Source organism: Streptomyces sp. 5K101 (assembly GCF_046506645.1).
Lineage (GTDB): Bacteria > Actinomycetota > Actinomycetes > Streptomycetales > Streptomycetaceae > Streptomyces.
In genome coordinates, this window is record NZ_JBKFFO010000003.1 from 542,928 (window position 1) to 557,916 (window position 14,989).

Annotated in this window: 11 protein-coding genes and 1 pseudogene; all 12 read left to right on the forward strand. The window is 71.9% G+C overall.

Annotation, left to right across the window (positions count from 1 at the left end; genetic code table 11):
- Positions 1-179 precede the first annotated feature (179 nt).
- Positions 180-1,355: pseudogene (locus ACLB9X_RS08130) on the forward strand (SpoIIE family protein phosphatase); the annotation flags it as partial.
- Positions 1,356-1,630: 275 nt separating this feature from the next.
- Positions 1,631-2,770 (forward strand): hypothetical protein, encoded by a 1,140-nt coding sequence (locus ACLB9X_RS08135; protein WP_410359555.1) that lies wholly within the window; start codon positions 1,631-1,633, stop codon positions 2,768-2,770.
- Positions 2,770-4,365, forward strand: coding sequence for a substrate-binding domain-containing protein (locus ACLB9X_RS08140; RefSeq protein WP_410359556.1), 1,596 nt, complete (start codon positions 2,770-2,772; stop codon positions 4,363-4,365). Before ACLB9X_RS08135 ends, ACLB9X_RS08140 begins: the two co-directional genes overlap by 1 nt.
- Positions 4,349-5,131 (forward strand): hypothetical protein, encoded by a 783-nt coding sequence (locus ACLB9X_RS08145; protein ID WP_410359557.1) that lies wholly within the window; start codon positions 4,349-4,351, stop codon positions 5,129-5,131. Before ACLB9X_RS08140 ends, ACLB9X_RS08145 begins: the two co-directional genes overlap by 17 nt.
- A gap of 38 nt (positions 5,132-5,169) precedes the next feature.
- A complete protein-coding gene (locus tag ACLB9X_RS08150; RefSeq protein WP_410359558.1) occupies positions 5,170-5,679 on the forward strand; it encodes an Lrp/AsnC family transcriptional regulator in 510 nt (169 codons plus the stop codon).
- Positions 5,680-5,818: 139 nt separating this feature from the next.
- Positions 5,819-6,649: a dimethylargininase gene (ddaH, locus tag ACLB9X_RS08155; protein WP_410359559.1), complete on the forward strand. Its 831-nt coding sequence runs from the start codon at positions 5,819-5,821 to the stop codon at positions 6,647-6,649.
- Entirely contained in the window at positions 6,646-7,872 is a 1,227-nt protein-coding gene (gene rocD / locus ACLB9X_RS08160; protein WP_410359560.1) for an ornithine--oxo-acid transaminase, read from the forward strand. Before ddaH ends, rocD begins: the two co-directional genes overlap by 4 nt.
- An 83-nt stretch (positions 7,873-7,955) precedes the next feature.
- Positions 7,956-8,792 (forward strand): M55 family metallopeptidase, encoded by an 837-nt coding sequence (locus tag ACLB9X_RS08165; protein WP_410359608.1) that lies wholly within the window; start codon positions 7,956-7,958, stop codon positions 8,790-8,792.
- Positions 8,785-10,122 carry a M20/M25/M40 family metallo-hydrolase gene (locus ACLB9X_RS08170; RefSeq protein ID WP_410359561.1) on the forward strand — a complete coding sequence of 446 codons (1,338 nt, stop codon included), beginning with the start codon at positions 8,785-8,787 and terminating at the stop codon, positions 10,120-10,122. Before ACLB9X_RS08165 ends, ACLB9X_RS08170 begins: the two co-directional genes overlap by 8 nt.
- A gap of 13 nt (positions 10,123-10,135) precedes the next feature.
- Complete coding sequence (locus ACLB9X_RS08175) at positions 10,136-12,133, forward strand: prolyl oligopeptidase family serine peptidase (RefSeq protein ID WP_410359562.1); 1,998 nt, start codon at positions 10,136-10,138, stop codon at positions 12,131-12,133.
- The gene (locus ACLB9X_RS08180) at positions 12,130-13,050 is read left to right on the forward strand and encodes an LD-carboxypeptidase (protein ID WP_410359563.1); all 921 of its coding nucleotides are present in this window, start codon (positions 12,130-12,132) and stop codon (positions 13,048-13,050) included. Before ACLB9X_RS08175 ends, ACLB9X_RS08180 begins: the two co-directional genes overlap by 4 nt.
- Positions 13,051-13,204: 154 nt before the next feature.
- Positions 13,205-14,989 (forward strand): CocE/NonD family hydrolase, encoded by a 1,785-nt coding sequence (locus ACLB9X_RS08185; RefSeq protein WP_410359564.1) that lies wholly within the window; start codon positions 13,205-13,207, stop codon positions 14,987-14,989.

Consider the following 14,989-nt stretch of genomic DNA (forward strand, 5'->3'; position numbering starts at 1 on the left):
CACCGTGCGCCGTACGGTGGTGACAAGGCCCCGGACAGGAAGGAGCGCTCCACCCATGGACAGTGGTGCTCCGTCGGCTCCGCCGCAGGAGTACGCCGCCGCCGGGCGGATCCGCTTGCGGTCGTCCTCGCGGCCGACGCCGGCCAGTTGGCCGGCGTGGACGAGAGCGTCGAGCGCACCGCGTCACCGGCGCTGAACTGGCGGCCCGCGCCGGGCTCGTGACCGACAACGCGCGCATGTACACCTACCAGGAGAACGTCGCCGAGACCCTCCAGGACTCGATGCTCCCGCAGGTCACCCCGCGCATGGCCGGCTGCGACACGGCCACCCGCTATCTGCCGGGCACCCTGCTGGGCCGGGTCGGCGTCGACTGGTTCGACTCCGTCAAGCTGCCCGGTTCGCGCACCGCGCTCGTCGTCGGCGACGTCATGGGCCACGGCCTCAACTCCGCCGCGATGATGGGCCAGCTGCGCACCGCCGTGCAGACCATGGCCGCTCTCGACCTGCCGCCCGAGCAGCTGCTGCGGGGCCTGGACGACCTGGCCCAGCGACTGGGCGAGCACTACCTCGCCACCTGCCTCTACGCCGTCTACGACCCCATCCGCGGCGAACTGCACCTGGCCAACGCGGGTCACATCCCGCCCGTGATCGTCCGTGCCGAGGACGGCCGCAGCGAACTGCTCGACCTGCCCACCGGCGCGCCGATCGGCGTCGGCAGTGTGCCGTTCGAGAGCGTCTGCGTGCCCGTGTCGCCCGGCGACCGGCTGGTCATGTGCACGGACGGCCTGGTGGAGGTGCGCGGCGAGGACATCGGGGTGGGCCTCGCGACGCTCTGCGAGTCGGCCGCGCACCCGGCCGCGTCCATGGACGACGCCTGCGACACCATCATCCGCGCCCTCGCTGCATCGTTCTCGGAAGCGGGCCACGGCGGCCGCAAGGACGACGTCGCCCTGCTGATGGCCCGTCTGAACGGCATCGAGCCCGAGTCCGTCGCCACCTGGGAGCTGACGCTCGATCCGCGCGAGGCCGCCCGTGCCCGCCGGCTCGTCCGCGGACAGCTCGCCGGCTGGGGGCTCGACGCGCTCACCGACACCGTGGAGCAGCTCGTCGGCGAACTCGTGGCCAACGCCGTGCGCCACACCGACGGGCGGCGCGCCGAACTGCGTCTCGTACGGGCCGGGACGCTGCTGTGCGAGGTCGCCGACGAGGACCACACCCTGCCGACGCTGCGCGGCGCGCGGCCGGAGGAGGAGTCGGGGCGGGGCCTGCGCGTCGTCAGCGCCCTCGCGCGGGAGTGGGGCACGAGCCGTACGGCACGGGGCAAGACGGTCTGGTGCGAACTGTCCCTGCCGTAACGGCGTCCCGGCGGCGGCCGTCGTCGTGGCCTCTGCGGTTCCCTGACGACCAACTCACCTATGGACACTATGAGTTGTTCACCATGAGTTGGCCGGAAGACCCGGAAGACGTCGCCCGGAAGCGAAAGGATGTCGCCTGACGTGACACCGGGGACCAGGGGGAGGCACCCGTGGAGGTCGGGGAGAGACGGACCGCCGAAGAACCACGGCTGGACATCAGGCGCGAGTCGCGCTCGTCCTGGTCGCGGCGAAGCTTCCTCCTGACGGTCCTCCCGATGCTGGCCGCCGTGCTGACGGGCACGACGGCGCTGGCCGTGTCGGGGAACATCCTGTTACCCCTCGAACGGGTCGTCACTCTGGAGGGCAAAATGGCCTCCAAGCGGGACTTCTTCGAGGACGAAGAGGTCCAGCGGATCCTGATGAAGCATCACATACGCGTGCACATCACGAGCTCCGGCTCACGCGAAGTCGCCGTCCACGACATCTCCTCGTACGACTTCGTCTTCCCCTCCGGGCAGCCCGCGGGCGACCTGATCACCCGCGAGCGCGCGGCGGCCGACAAGTACGCCAAGGTCCACCGCCCGTTCGTCAGCCCCATCGTGCTCGCCACCTACCGCGAGTACGCCGAGACGCTCGCCGACGCGGGCATCGCGACCGCGCAGCAGGGGTCCGGGGCCGAACAGTCCTTCTACTACGTGCTGGACATGCGGAAGTTCCTCCAGCACATCCACGACAAGCGGCGCTGGAACGACATCGGGGTGCAGCGGCACGGCATCACCAACGCCAACCGGATCGTCGCCCAGACCCCCGACGTCTGCGGCTCCAACTCCGCGGGGACGTACCTCGCGCTCGTTGCCTTCACCTGGAACGGCGGCGGGGACGAGGTGCCCGACACGGACCGGGAGGCCGACGAACGCGGCCGGGAGATCCGGCACCTCATGGAGCAGGGCCTGCCCTCCGCCGACGTCTTCCGCACCTACATCTCGCCCGAGGGCAAGAACATCGCCCCGGTGGTGGTGGCCTACGAGCACCAGTACCTCAGCTACCAGGTGCAGTACCGCCACCAGTACGGCAAGGCCGACGCCCAGCGCGTGCTGCTCTACCCGTCCGGGCAGTTCGTCACCCAGCCCCAGTTCATCGCCCTCAACAAGGACGGCGACCGGCTCGGCGAACTGGTCACACGCGATCCGGACCTGCGGCGCCGCGCCATGGAGCTCGGCTTCCGCATCCTCGACCCCGCCGGCCAGGTCGCGGGCGACCAGCTCACCGGTTTCCTCAGGGAGCGCGAGGTGCCCGCGCCGGCCATCGACGGCGACGACACCAGGTCGGCCATGCCCCGGCTGCGCTACCTGGAGCGCATGATCTCCGCCGTCGGCGACTGCCCGCCCGCCGACGTCGCGTCCGGGCAGCGCTGATGACGGCGCCCCGCCGCGCGACACGGCTGGTCGCCCTGTGCCTGGCGGGCCTGTGGCTCGCCGCGGCCACGGCCTGCACCACGAACCGGCCCGAACCGGTCACCCTGAGCGTGCTGGCCAGCACGGAACTCGCCGACATGGCACCCCTGCTGGACGACCTGCGCCGGGAGACCGGCATCAGGCTGGAGATGGACCACCGGGGCACGGTGGACGCCAGCAACGAGCTGGCCGGCCCCGGCCCCCGCCGGCACGACCTGGCGTGGCTGTCGTCCGACCGGTACTACCTGCTCAGGTCCAAGGCGAACGGCGCGAGCGGCGAGAGGCCGCTGGCGACCAACACCATGCGGTCGCCCGTCGTCATCGGCATGGAGCGTGCCGTCGCCGACCGGCTGCGCCGCACCACCCCGGACGGTCAGATCTCCTGGGCCGACGCGGCCGACGCCGCCGCCGACGGCTCCCTGCGCTTCGGCATGGCCGACCCGCGCCGCAGCAACAGCGGCCTGGCCGCGCTCGTCGGCGTGGCCACCGCCGCCGCCGGCACCGGCACCGCGCTGCGTCCGGCGGACGTCTCCTGCGACCGGCTGCGCGGCTTCTTCACCGGGCACGCGCTGACCAGCGACGCCTCCGGCTCGCTCGTCGACGGCTACGTGGCCCGCCAGGGCGAGCTGAACGCCCTGATCACCTACGAGTCCGAACTGCTCGCGCTCAACCGCAGCGGCCGGCTCAGGGAACCGCTGGAGATCGTCTACCCCAAGGACGGCATGGTCCTGTCCGACTACCCGCTGCTCCTCCTCGACCCCGCCAAGCGCGCGGCGTACGACCGGCTGGTGAAGTGGCTGCGCAGCGAACCGATCCAGAAGCGGATCATGGAACGCACCATGCGCCGCCCGATCGACCCGGCGGTGCCCCGCATCGCACCGCTGCGCGAGGGCGTCGGCAACGCGCTCTACTTCCCCGACGACCAGAAGGTCGTCGACCGGCTCCTCGACGACTACGGGGACCCGCACCGCGACCGCACCGCCCACGTGATCTTCCTGCTCGACTTCTCCACCTCGATGCGCGGGGAACGCATCGAACGGCTGCGCGCCACGTTCGACGGACTGGCCGGCGCGGACGACTCGCACTCGGGCAAGTTCGTGCGGTTCTACCGCGGCGAGACGCTGACCGTGATGCGCTTCGGCGGGCGCGTCCTGGACGAGCGCAGCGTCACGTACCGGAGCCAGGACGACCTGGACCGCCTGCGCGGCTTCGTCGCGTCCGACGACTTCCACGACAGCACCGCCGTCTGGTCCTCCCTGGAGGCGGCATACCGCAGCGCGTCCACGGCCCTGCGGGACCGGCCGGGCCGCAGCGTCTCCATCGTGCTGATGACCGACGGCGAGAACAACGCCGGCATGGGTCTCGACACCTTCGTCCGCCGCCACGCGCGGCTGCCCGAGGAGACCCGCGCGGTGCGCACGTACACCGTCCGCTACGGCGAGGCGGACGACGAGGAACTGGACCGGGGGGCACGGGCGACGGGCGGCCGCATGGTCGACGTCACCGGCCGTTCCCTCCTCAGCGCATTCAAGGAGATCCGTGGGTGTGTTCACTGAGGCATGGTGGGGCGTGTGGTGGCCCTGGATGCTCCTGTGGCTGATGACGGCCGGGGGCGCCGCGGCACTGCTCGTCCTGGCCGTGAAGCAGCTGGTCCGCGGCGGACGCGGCGGTCGCGGCGGCCGGGACCTGACGTACAGCATCTGCTTCTACCTGCACGACCGGTCCGTCATGGACCACTACCAGATGCGCGGCTACGCGGCGGCGCTGCGCAAGGAGGTCGAGCAGCGCACCAGCGACAGCAAGGACGGCAGCGTACGGGCCAAGGTCTTCGGGCTGAGCGCGGGCGGCGGACGCAAGGACAACAGGGAGATCGTCAGCAAGTACATGGAGGTCGCCGAACCGATCTCCGTCATCGGCCTGGTCGTGGACGTCCTGGAGAAGAACGACGTCATCGTCCACGTCGACCTCGTGACCGAGACGGTACGGCGCAACGCCGCGCTCGCCCGCGCGGCGGCCGGCCACCGCCGGTCCGGCGCGTCGCCGGCGCAGTCCGTGCGGCTGCGCGACATCGAGGACTTCGTGCTCATCCGCGGCCGCTTCCGCAAGATCGGCGAATCGCCCGAGTCCACGGTCTTCCTCGCCCCCTACGGCGATCCCGACGACCCGTCGTCCGGCCCGCGGGTCCGCGTCACCTGCGCGACCGAGGGACTGCGCAACGAGGTCCCGCAGGGCACCTTCTCGGCGCGCTGCCTCGGCAAGGTGCAGGACTGGAACGCGGCGGACTCCGTGCTCGAAGTGCAGGCCATGGCCATCTTCCGGTAGGGTCCGCGCGCAGCAGGGCCGTCCGGAGGAAATGCGCCATGACCAACAGATCCGCGCCGTTCGACGAGCTGGACCGCAAGATCGTCGCCGCTCTCGTCGCAAACGCGCGGACGAGTTTCACCGAGATCGGCGCGGCGATCGGCCTCTCGGCGACCGCCGTCAAACGGCGCGTCGACCGCATGCGCGAGGCCGACATCATCACCGGTTTCACCACGACGGTCCGCCCCTCCGCCCTCGGCTGGCGCACGGAGGCGTACGTCGAGGTGTACTGCGACAGCGCCGCACCGCCGCGCCGGCTCGCCGAAGTCGTGCGCGACTATCCCGAGATCATGGCCGCCATGACCGTGACCGGCGGCGCGGACGCGCTGCTGCACGTACGGGCCACCGACGTGGAGCACTTCGAGGAGGTGCTGGAGCGCATCCGGGCGGAGCCGTTCATCCGCAAGACCATCAGCTACATGGTGCTCTCCCACCTGCTCACCTCCAGTCCGGAGGCCGGTGCGGGCAGGGCCGCGCCCTCGGACGACGACCCCTCCGGCGGGGCGTGAAACGAACCGCCGTCGGAGCACCCGAAAACGCAGCATTCCTGCGCGGACACGCAGCTCTTGTTTCTTGTCGCCGCTCCGTCCCGATTCCTACCGTTGAGACGTCCACCGGACATCGAGACGAAGCGGGAGGAATCCCTCGGTGCCACCAAGACGTGTGTCCCGGCCCAGGCGCTACCTGGTCTGTGAACCCCGGTACTACGACGTGCAGTACGCCATCAACCCCTGGATGCGCGAGGACACAGAGGTCGACCACGACCTGGCCCGCGCCCAGTGGCAGAACCTCGTCAGCACCTACCGCGACCTCGGCCACACCGTCGAGCACGTCAAGCCGGAGCCCGGCCTCGTGGACATGGTGTTCGCCGCGAACTCGGCGCTCGTGCTCGGCGGCCGGGTCTTCGGCTCCCGGTTCCACGCACCGCAGCGCAGGCCCGAGGAGCCCGCGTACGAGACCTGGTTCAAGGCCGCCGGATTCGAGGTCCACCGGCCCGAGTCGGTGTGCGAGGGCGAAGGCGACCTCGTGCCCGTGGGCGGCTTCGTCCTCGCCGGCACGGGCTTCCGCACCACCCCGGCCGCGCACCGCGAGGTGCAGGAGTTCTTCGGCGTCCCGGTGATCGGCCTGCAGCTGGTCGACCCGTACTTCTACCACCTGGACACCGCGCTGTTCGTTCTCGACGACGGCAGCGCGGGCGGCCCCGCCCACATCGCCTACCACCCCGAGGCGTTCTCGCCCGGCAGCCGCGAGGTGCTGGCGCGCCTGTTCCCCGACGCGGTGACCGCGACCCGCGAGGACGCCATGGCCTTCGGACTCAACTCCGTCTCCGACGGCCGCCAGGTCCTCGTCGCCCCGCAGGCCGAAGCCCTCATCGGCCGCCTCGAAGCCCACGGCTACGTCCCCGTCCCCGTCGACCTGTCGGAGTTCCACAAGGCCGGCGGCGGCATCAAGTGCTGCACGCAGGAGATCCGCGCATGACCCTCACGCCCGAACGCACCCAGCGCTCCTCCGCCGAGCTGATCTGCGCCGAGGCGAGCACCCTCGCGCACAACTACCACCCGCTGCCCGTCGTCGTCGCCCGGGCCGAGGGCGTCTGGGTGGAGGACGTCGAGGGCCGCCGCTACCTCGACATGCTGGCCGGCTACTCGGCCCTGAACTTCGGCCACCGCCACCCGGATCTGATCGCCGCCGCCCACCGCCAGCTCGACGAGGTGACCCTCACCTCGCGCGCCTTCCACAACGACAGGCTCGCCGGTTTCGCGGAGGGCCTCGCCGCCCTCACCGGCCTCGACATGACCCTGCCGATGAACACCGGGGCCGAGGCCGTCGAGAGCGCCGTCAAGGTCGCCCGCAAATGGGCGTACGAGGTCAAGGGTGTCGCGCCCGACCGGGCCACCATCGTCGTCGCCGACGGCAACTTCCACGGCCGCACCACCACGATCGTCAGCTTCTCCACCGACGAGACCGCGCGCGGCGGCTTCGGACCGTTCACGCCCGGCTTCCGGATCGTCCCCTACAACGACCTCGCGGCGCTCGAGGCGGCGATCGACGAGACCACCGCGGCCGTGCTGATCGAGCCCATCCAGGGCGAGGCGGGCGTCGTCATCCCCGACGACGGCTACCTGACCGGCGTACGCGCCCTGACGCAGCGCGCGAACTGCCTGTTCATCGCGGACGAGATCCAGTCCGGCCTCGGCCGCACCGGCACCACGCTCGCCGTCGACCACGAGTCCGTCCGGCCCGACATGCTGCTGCTCGGCAAGGCGCTCGGCGGCGGCATCGTCCCCGTCTCCGCGGTCGTCGCCCGGCGCGACGTGATGTCCGTGCTGCGTCCCGGCGAACACGGATCGACGTTCGGCGGGAACCCGCTGTCGGCGGCCGTCGGTTCCGCGGTCGTCGACCTGCTGGCCACCGGCGAGTACCAGCGCCGGGCGGCGGAGCTGGGCACCGTCCTGCGCGACGGCCTCGCCGCCCTGACGGGGCGGGGAGTCGTCGGCTTCCGCGCCCGCGGCCTGTGGGCGGGCGTCGACGTCGACCCGGCGGTCGGCACCGGCCGCGAGATCAGCGAACGGCTGCTGGCCGAGGGCGTCCTGGTCAAGGACACCCACGGCTCCACCATCCGGATCGCCCCGCCGCTCACCATCACCCGCGAGGAGCTCGAGGGCGCGCTCGCCTCGCTGGAAAAGGTCCTCGGCCGATAGCCGCGGACACCCCCTGAACAGCCACTCCCCGGTCTAAACTCGCGCCCCTGGGCACCGTGACGCCGTGGAACGGGAGAGTGGCTGTGAAGATCCTCATCAGCGCCGACATGGAGGGCGCCACGGGGGTGACCTGGCCCGCCGACGTCCTGCCCGGCACCCCCCAGTGGGAACGCTGCCGTTCGATGTTCACCTCCGACGTCAACGCCGCCGTCCTCGGCTTCCTCGACGGCGGCGCCGACGAGGTCCTCGTCAACGAGGCGCACTGGTCCATGCGCAACCTGCTGCTCGAACAGCTCGACGAGCGCGCCCAGATGCTCACCGGACGCCACAAGTCGCTGTCCATGGTGGAGGGCGTGCAGCACGGCGACGTCGACGGCATCGCCTTCGTCGGCTACCACACCGGCGCCGGTTCCGAAGGCGTCCTCGCCCACACCTACCTCGCCAACTCCATCACCGGCGTATGGCTGAACGGCGTCCGCGCGAGCGAGGGACTGCTCAACGCCCAGGTCGTCGCCGAGTACGGCGTTCCCGTCGTCCTCGTCACCGGCGACGACCTCACCTGCGAGGACGCGCTCGGCTACGCGCCCGGCGCGCTCAAGGTCGCCGTCAAGGACCACGTCTCGCGCTATGCGGCCGTGTGCCGCACCCCGGCCAGGACCGCGGCCGAGATCCGGGCCGCCGCCAAGGAGGCCGCCGCGCTCGCCGTGCGGCACGATCCGGTGCACGGCGGACCCTTCACCGTGGAGCTGGAGTTCGACGCCGAGCACCTGGCCGCCGCCGCGACCGTCGTCCCGGGCGTATCCAGGTCCCGCGGCGAGAGGCGGGTCGCGTACACCAGCGAGACGATGTACGAAGGCATTCGCACGTTCAAGGCGGTCACGACGATCGTCTCCGCGGCTGTGGAGGAGCAGTATGGCTGACGTGACGACGACCCCCATGGATGCCCAGGCCCTCGACGAAGTGGTGACGTTCACCTCCGAACTCATCCGCATCGACACCACCAACCGCGGCGCAGGCGACTGCCGCGAGCGGCCCGCCGCCGAATACGTCGCCGAGCGGCTCGCCGCCGCCGGACTCGAACCCGCCCTGCTGGAGCGGACAGCGGGCCGCACCAATGTCGTAGCCCGCATCGAGGGCACCGATCCCTCCGCCGACGCGCTCCTCGTCCACGGCCACCTCGACGTCGTCCCCGCCGAGCCCGCGGACTGGAGCGTCCCCCCCTTCTCTGGCGAGGTGCGCGACGGGGTGGTGTGGGGCCGCGGCGCGGTCGACATGAAGAACATGGACGCGATGATGCTCGCCGTCGTACGGGCCTGGGCCCGGTACGGCGTCCGGCCCCGGCGCGACATCGTCATCGCCTACACCGCCGACGAGGAGGCCAGCGCGGTCGACGGCTCCGGCTTCCTCGCCGAGGAGCACCCCGGCCTCTTCGAGGGCTGCACGGAAGGCATCAGCGAGTCCGGCGCGTTCTCCTTCCACGCGGGCCCCGGCATGACGCTCTACCCCATCGCCGCCGGCGAACGCGGCACGGCCTGGCTGAAGCTCACCGCGCGCGGCACGGCGGGCCACGGCTCCAAGGTGAACCGTGCCAACGCGGTGACCAGGCTCGCCGCCGCCATCGCCCGGATCGGCGAGCACGAATGGCCGGTACGGCTCACCCCCACCGTACGGGCGGCCCTCGCCGAACTCGCCGTACTGCACGGCATCGACACCGACGTGCACGCGCCCGGATTCGACGCCGACGCGCTGATCGCCAAACTCGGACCCGCCGGGGCCCTGGTCGAACCGACCGTGCGCAACAGTGCCAACCCCACGATGCTGGCGGCCGGATACAAGATCAATGTGATTCCCGGTCAGGCGACGGCCTACGTGGACGGCCGGATGCTGCCCGGTGCCGAGGAGGAGTTCGCCACGACCATGGACCGGCTGACCGGGCCGGACGTGGACTGGGAGTTCCACCACCGCGAGGTGCCGCTCCAGGCGCCCGTCGACTCCCCGACGTTCGCCAGGCTGCGCGCCGCCGTCGAGCGGTTCGACCCGGACGGCCGCACCGTGCCGTACTGCATGCCGGGCGGCACCGACGCCAAGCAGTTCTCCCGGCTGGGCATCACCGGCTACGGCTTCTCCCCGCTGAAGCTGCCGCCCGGCTTCGACTACGCGGCCATGTTCCACGGCGTCGACGAACGCGTTCCCGTGGAGGCCCTGCACTTCGGCGTCCACGTGCTCGACCACTACCTGCGAAGCGCCTAGAGAGAAGCGGCACATGGTACCCACCGGGCCCTACGGAACCTGGCCCTCTCCGATCGGCGCCGCCCTCGCCGCCTCGCACGACGGACAGCCCGACCACCTCGGCGTCGTCGGCGACGAGGTGTGGTGGACCGCGCCACGCCCGACGGAGGGCGGCCGGCGCACCCTGATGCGCCGGCGCCCCGACGGCCGCGAGGAGTCGGTGCTGTCCGCCCCGTGGCACGTGCGCAGCCGGGTGATGGAGTACGGCGGCCTGCCCTGGGCCGGGACCGGGCGGGCCGACGGCGGTCCGCTGGTCGTCTTCGTCAACTTCCCGGACCAGCGGCTGTACGCGTACGAGCCGGACGTGCCCGGGGCCCGGCCGCGTCCGCTCACGCCCACCTCGTCCGTCGGCGGCGGGCTGCGGTGGGCCGATCCCCGGCTGCGGATCGAACAGGGCGAGGTCTGGTGCGTCCTCGAGGAGTTCACCGGCGAGGCGCCCACCGACGTGCGCCGGGTGATCGTCGCCGTGCCGCTCGACGGCTCGGCCGCCGACGACCGCGGCGCCGTCCGTGAACTCAGCGACGACCGGCACCGCTTCGTCACCGGCCCCGAGGTGTCGCCCGACGGCCGGCACGCCGCCTGGATCGCCTGGGACCATCCGCAGATGCCGTGGGACGCCACGGTCGTGATGCTCGGCGAGGTGACCGGGGGCGGACCGTTTCGGGAGGTGCGCACGGTCGTCGGCGAGGCGGACGAGGCGGTGTGCCAGGTCGACTGGGCCCCGGACGGCTCCCTGCTGTTCGTCTCCGACCGTGCGGGCTGGTGGGAGCTGCGCCGCATCCGCCCGGCGGGCGCCGACTTCGGTCACGCGACCGCCCTGTGCCCGGGCCGCGGCGAGGAGTTCGGCGGACCGCTGTGGAAGATCGGCTCGCAGTGGTTCCAGCCGCTCGACTGCGGGCTGGTGGCCGTCGTCCACGGCAGGGGCACCACCGCGCTCGGGATACTGGATCCGGAGACCGGCGAGCTCGTCGACGCCGCGGGCCCGTGGAGCGAATGGGCGTCCACGCTCGCCGTCAGCGGCGACCGGGTGATCGGCGTCGCCGCCAGCCCGCGCAGCGCGGCCGAGATCGTCGAGCTCGACACCCGCACCGGCCGCACCCGTGTCATCGGCGGCGCCCACGACGACCCGATGGACCCCGCCTATTACCCCGAGCCCCAGATCCGCACCTTCACCGGCCCCGACAACCGGGAGATCCACGCCCACGTCTACCCGCCGCACAGCCCGGACCGGGTCGCACCCGACGACGAGCTTCCGCCGTACGTGATCTGGGCGCACGGCGGCCCCACCGGCCGCGCCGCACTCGTACTCGACCTGGAGATCGCCTACTTCACCTCGCGCGGCATCGGTGTCGCCGAGGTCAACTACGGCGGCTCCACCGGCTACGGCCGTGCCTACCGGAACCGGCTGCGCGAGCAGTGGGGCGTGGTGGACGTCGAGGACTGCGCGGCCGTCGCCGAGGCGCTGGCCGACGAGGGCACGGCCGACCCCCGGCGTCTGGCGATCCGCGGCGGCAGCGCCGGCGGCTGGACGGCTGCCGCCTCTCTCGCCACCACCAGCGTGTACGCCTGCGGGACGATCATCTATCCCGTGCTCGACCTGCTGTCCTGGGCGACGGGCGAGACGCACGACTTCGAGTCGCGCTACCTCGAATCGCTCGTCGGCCCGCTCGCCGAGGTCCCCGGACGCTACCGGGAACGGTCGCCGCTCACCCACGTGGACGGCATCACCGCGCCGTTCCTGCTGCTGCAAGGGCTGGACGACGTCATCTGCCCGCCGTCGCAGAGCGAGCGGTTTCTCGCGCAGATGGCCGGCCGCGGCGTCCCGCACGCGTACATCGCCTTCGAGGGCGAGGGGCACGGGTTCCGCAGGGTGGAGACCATGGTCCGCGCGCTGGAGGCCGAACTGTCCCTGTACGTTCAGACCTTCGGCATCACCCGGTCCGACGTCCCGGCGCTGGAGTTCAGGAAGTGATACGGCCCGCGAGGCTGCGGCCGGGCGCGAGAGTCGCCGTCGTCGCACCGAGCGGTCCCGTGCCGGACGAGCGCCTCGACGCGGGCCTCGGCATCCTGCGCGGCTGGGGCCTCGATCCCGTCGTCATGCCCCATGTCCGCGAGACGCACGCCCGGTTGGGATACCTGGCGGGCGACGACGAGGCCCGGGCCCGGGACCTGACCGAGGCGTGGTGCGATCCGTCCGTCTCCGCGGTGATCTGCGCCCGTGGCGGCTACGGTGTCCAGCGCATGGTGGACCTGGCCGACTGGACGGCGATGCGGGCGGCGGGCCCCAAGGTGTTCGTCGGCTACAGCGACGTCACCGCGCTGCACGAGGCGTTCGCCGTGCGGATGGGGCTCGCGACGCTGCACGGGCCGATGGTGGGCACGGCCACGTTCATCGACGATGCCCGCACCCAGGAGTCGCTGCGGGCCACCCTGTTCGAGCCGGAGTCGGTGCGCATCGTTCAGGGCCTGCCGCAGGCCCGCACGATGGTGCCGGGGCGGGCAGGGGGTGTCACCCTCGGGGGCTGCCTCGCCCTGCTGGCCGCCGACGTCGGGACCCCGCACGCCCGGCCGTCCGCCCGGGGCGGGCTCCTGCTGCTGGAGGACGTGGGGGAGGAGGACTACCGCATCGACCGCATGCTCACCCAACTGCTCCGTTCCGGCTGGCTGTCGGGCGTCGGCGGGGTGCTGCTGGGGTCGTGGGCCGAGTGCGGCCCCTACGCGCAGGTGCGGGCCGTGCTGCTCGACCGGCTGGGCGGACTCGGCGTGCCGGTGGTGGAGGAGTTCGGGTTCGGGCACGGGGAGACGGCGCTGACGATGCCGCTCGGCGTGCCGGCCACGCTGGACGCGGACGCCCGGACGCTCACGCTGGAGGTACCGGCGCTGCGCTGAGGGCCGGTGGCGGCGGTCGGCGTTCCCCGGACCGCTGCTGAATTCCCGTCAAGAAGTCACTGCAGGGGCGTTGACGTGCATTTGACACGTGTCACAGCATGGGCGCGGCCGCTTACTTACCGGTCGGTATGGCGTCCTCGATGTGGAGGTCCTCGTGTCACGTGCCCTGTCCCGAAGCCGTACACCTCTCGTATGGGCCGCGGGGACGGCGCTGCTCGCGCCGCTCGCGCTCACATCCCCCGCCACGGCCACTGCCACACCGGCCGGTGAATTCACCGTCACCGCACTGAAATTCACCGTCGAGGCGGGCGGCCGGACCTGCGTCGTCGACGCCGACCTCTACCGCCCCGCCGGCGTCGGCACCCACCGGACCGCCCCGGCCGTGCTCACCACCAACGGCTTCGGCGGCAGCAAGTCGGACGGAACGGCGGACACGGCCAAGGCGTTCGCCGCACGCGGCTACGTGGCCATGGCCTACTCCGGCCTCGGCTTCGGCAAGTCCGGCTGCCTCATCTCCCTCGACGACCCGGACATCGACGGCCGGGCGGCCTCCCGCCTGATCGACTTCCTCGCCGGCACGCGCCCCGCCGACGACGGCACCGTGATCGACTTCGTGACCAGGGACGGGCACGGCGACCCCCGGCTCGGCATGATCGGCGGCTCGTACGGCGGCGCCATCCAGCTCGCCACCGCCGCCGTCGACCACCGGGTGGACGCCCTCGTCCCCCTGATCACCTGGAACGACCTGAACCGCTCCCTCGACCCCAACAACGCCGTGGGCACCACCGTCCCCGGCGCCTTCAAATGGCAGTGGACGGACGGCTTCTGGCTCATCGGCGAAGGCCAGCCACTGGTCAATCCGGGCCTCGACCCGTCCCGCTTCAACGCGCCCGGCTGCCTGCACTTCGTCACCAAGGCGTGCGACACACTGCGCCTGCTCCACTCCGGCAGCTACCCGGCCGACCGCGTCGACGACATGCAGGACTTCGCCCGCAGCGTGTCACCCGCCTCCTACCTGTCCCGGGTCAAGGCCCCCACCCTGCTCGTCCAGGGCCAGGCCGACAGCCTGTTCACCCTCAACGAGGCGCAGGCCAGCTACGAGACGCTCAAGGCCCGGGGCACCGAGACCAAGATGATCTGGCAGTCCTGGGGCCACAGCGGCGGCATGACGGATCCCGCGTCCGGCGAGCTCAACATCGGCGCGGACAACCTGGAGACCAGCTACGTCGGCCGGCGCGTCCTCGCCTGGTTCGACCGCTACCTGCGGCGCAACGGGAACGCGGACACCGGCCCGGCCTTCGCCTACTACCGCGACTGGCAGAGCGGCTACGGCGAGGCGCGCGCGGTCCCGTCCCTGTCCCAGAAGCTCTACCTCTCAGGTGACGGCAAACTCGTCGACGCCCGCGCGAAGGTGGCCCGCGGCAGCCGCACCTACGCCAACTGGCTGGTCCCCTCCAGCCACTCCGAGTCGTCCCTGTCCGGCATCATCGGCCTGCCCGACCCGCAGCCGTACGACACCAAGGGCACCTACCTGGGCTGGCGCAGTGAGCCGCTGACGGCCCCCGTCGACGTGGTCGGCGCGCCCAGGGCCCGGCTCAAGGTCGTCTCACCGGCGACGGAACGCGTCCAGCACTCGAACGACGCGGCGGACAAGCTGGTGCTGTTCGCCAAGGTCTACGACCTCGCTCCGGACGGCACCAAGACCCTGGTCAACCGCCTGGTCGCCCCGGTCCGCGTCCCGGACGTGACCAGGCCGTTCACCGTCGACCTGCCGGGCATCGTGCACCGCTACGAGACGGGTCACCGGCTGGAGTTCGTGATCGCGGCGAGCGACACGGCGTACTTCGGCAACCGGGGCGTCAAGCCGGTGACGGTCGTGAGCGCGCCGGAGGACACGGGGGTGCTGGAACTACCGGTGGTGCGGGGGACGGTGCGCTGA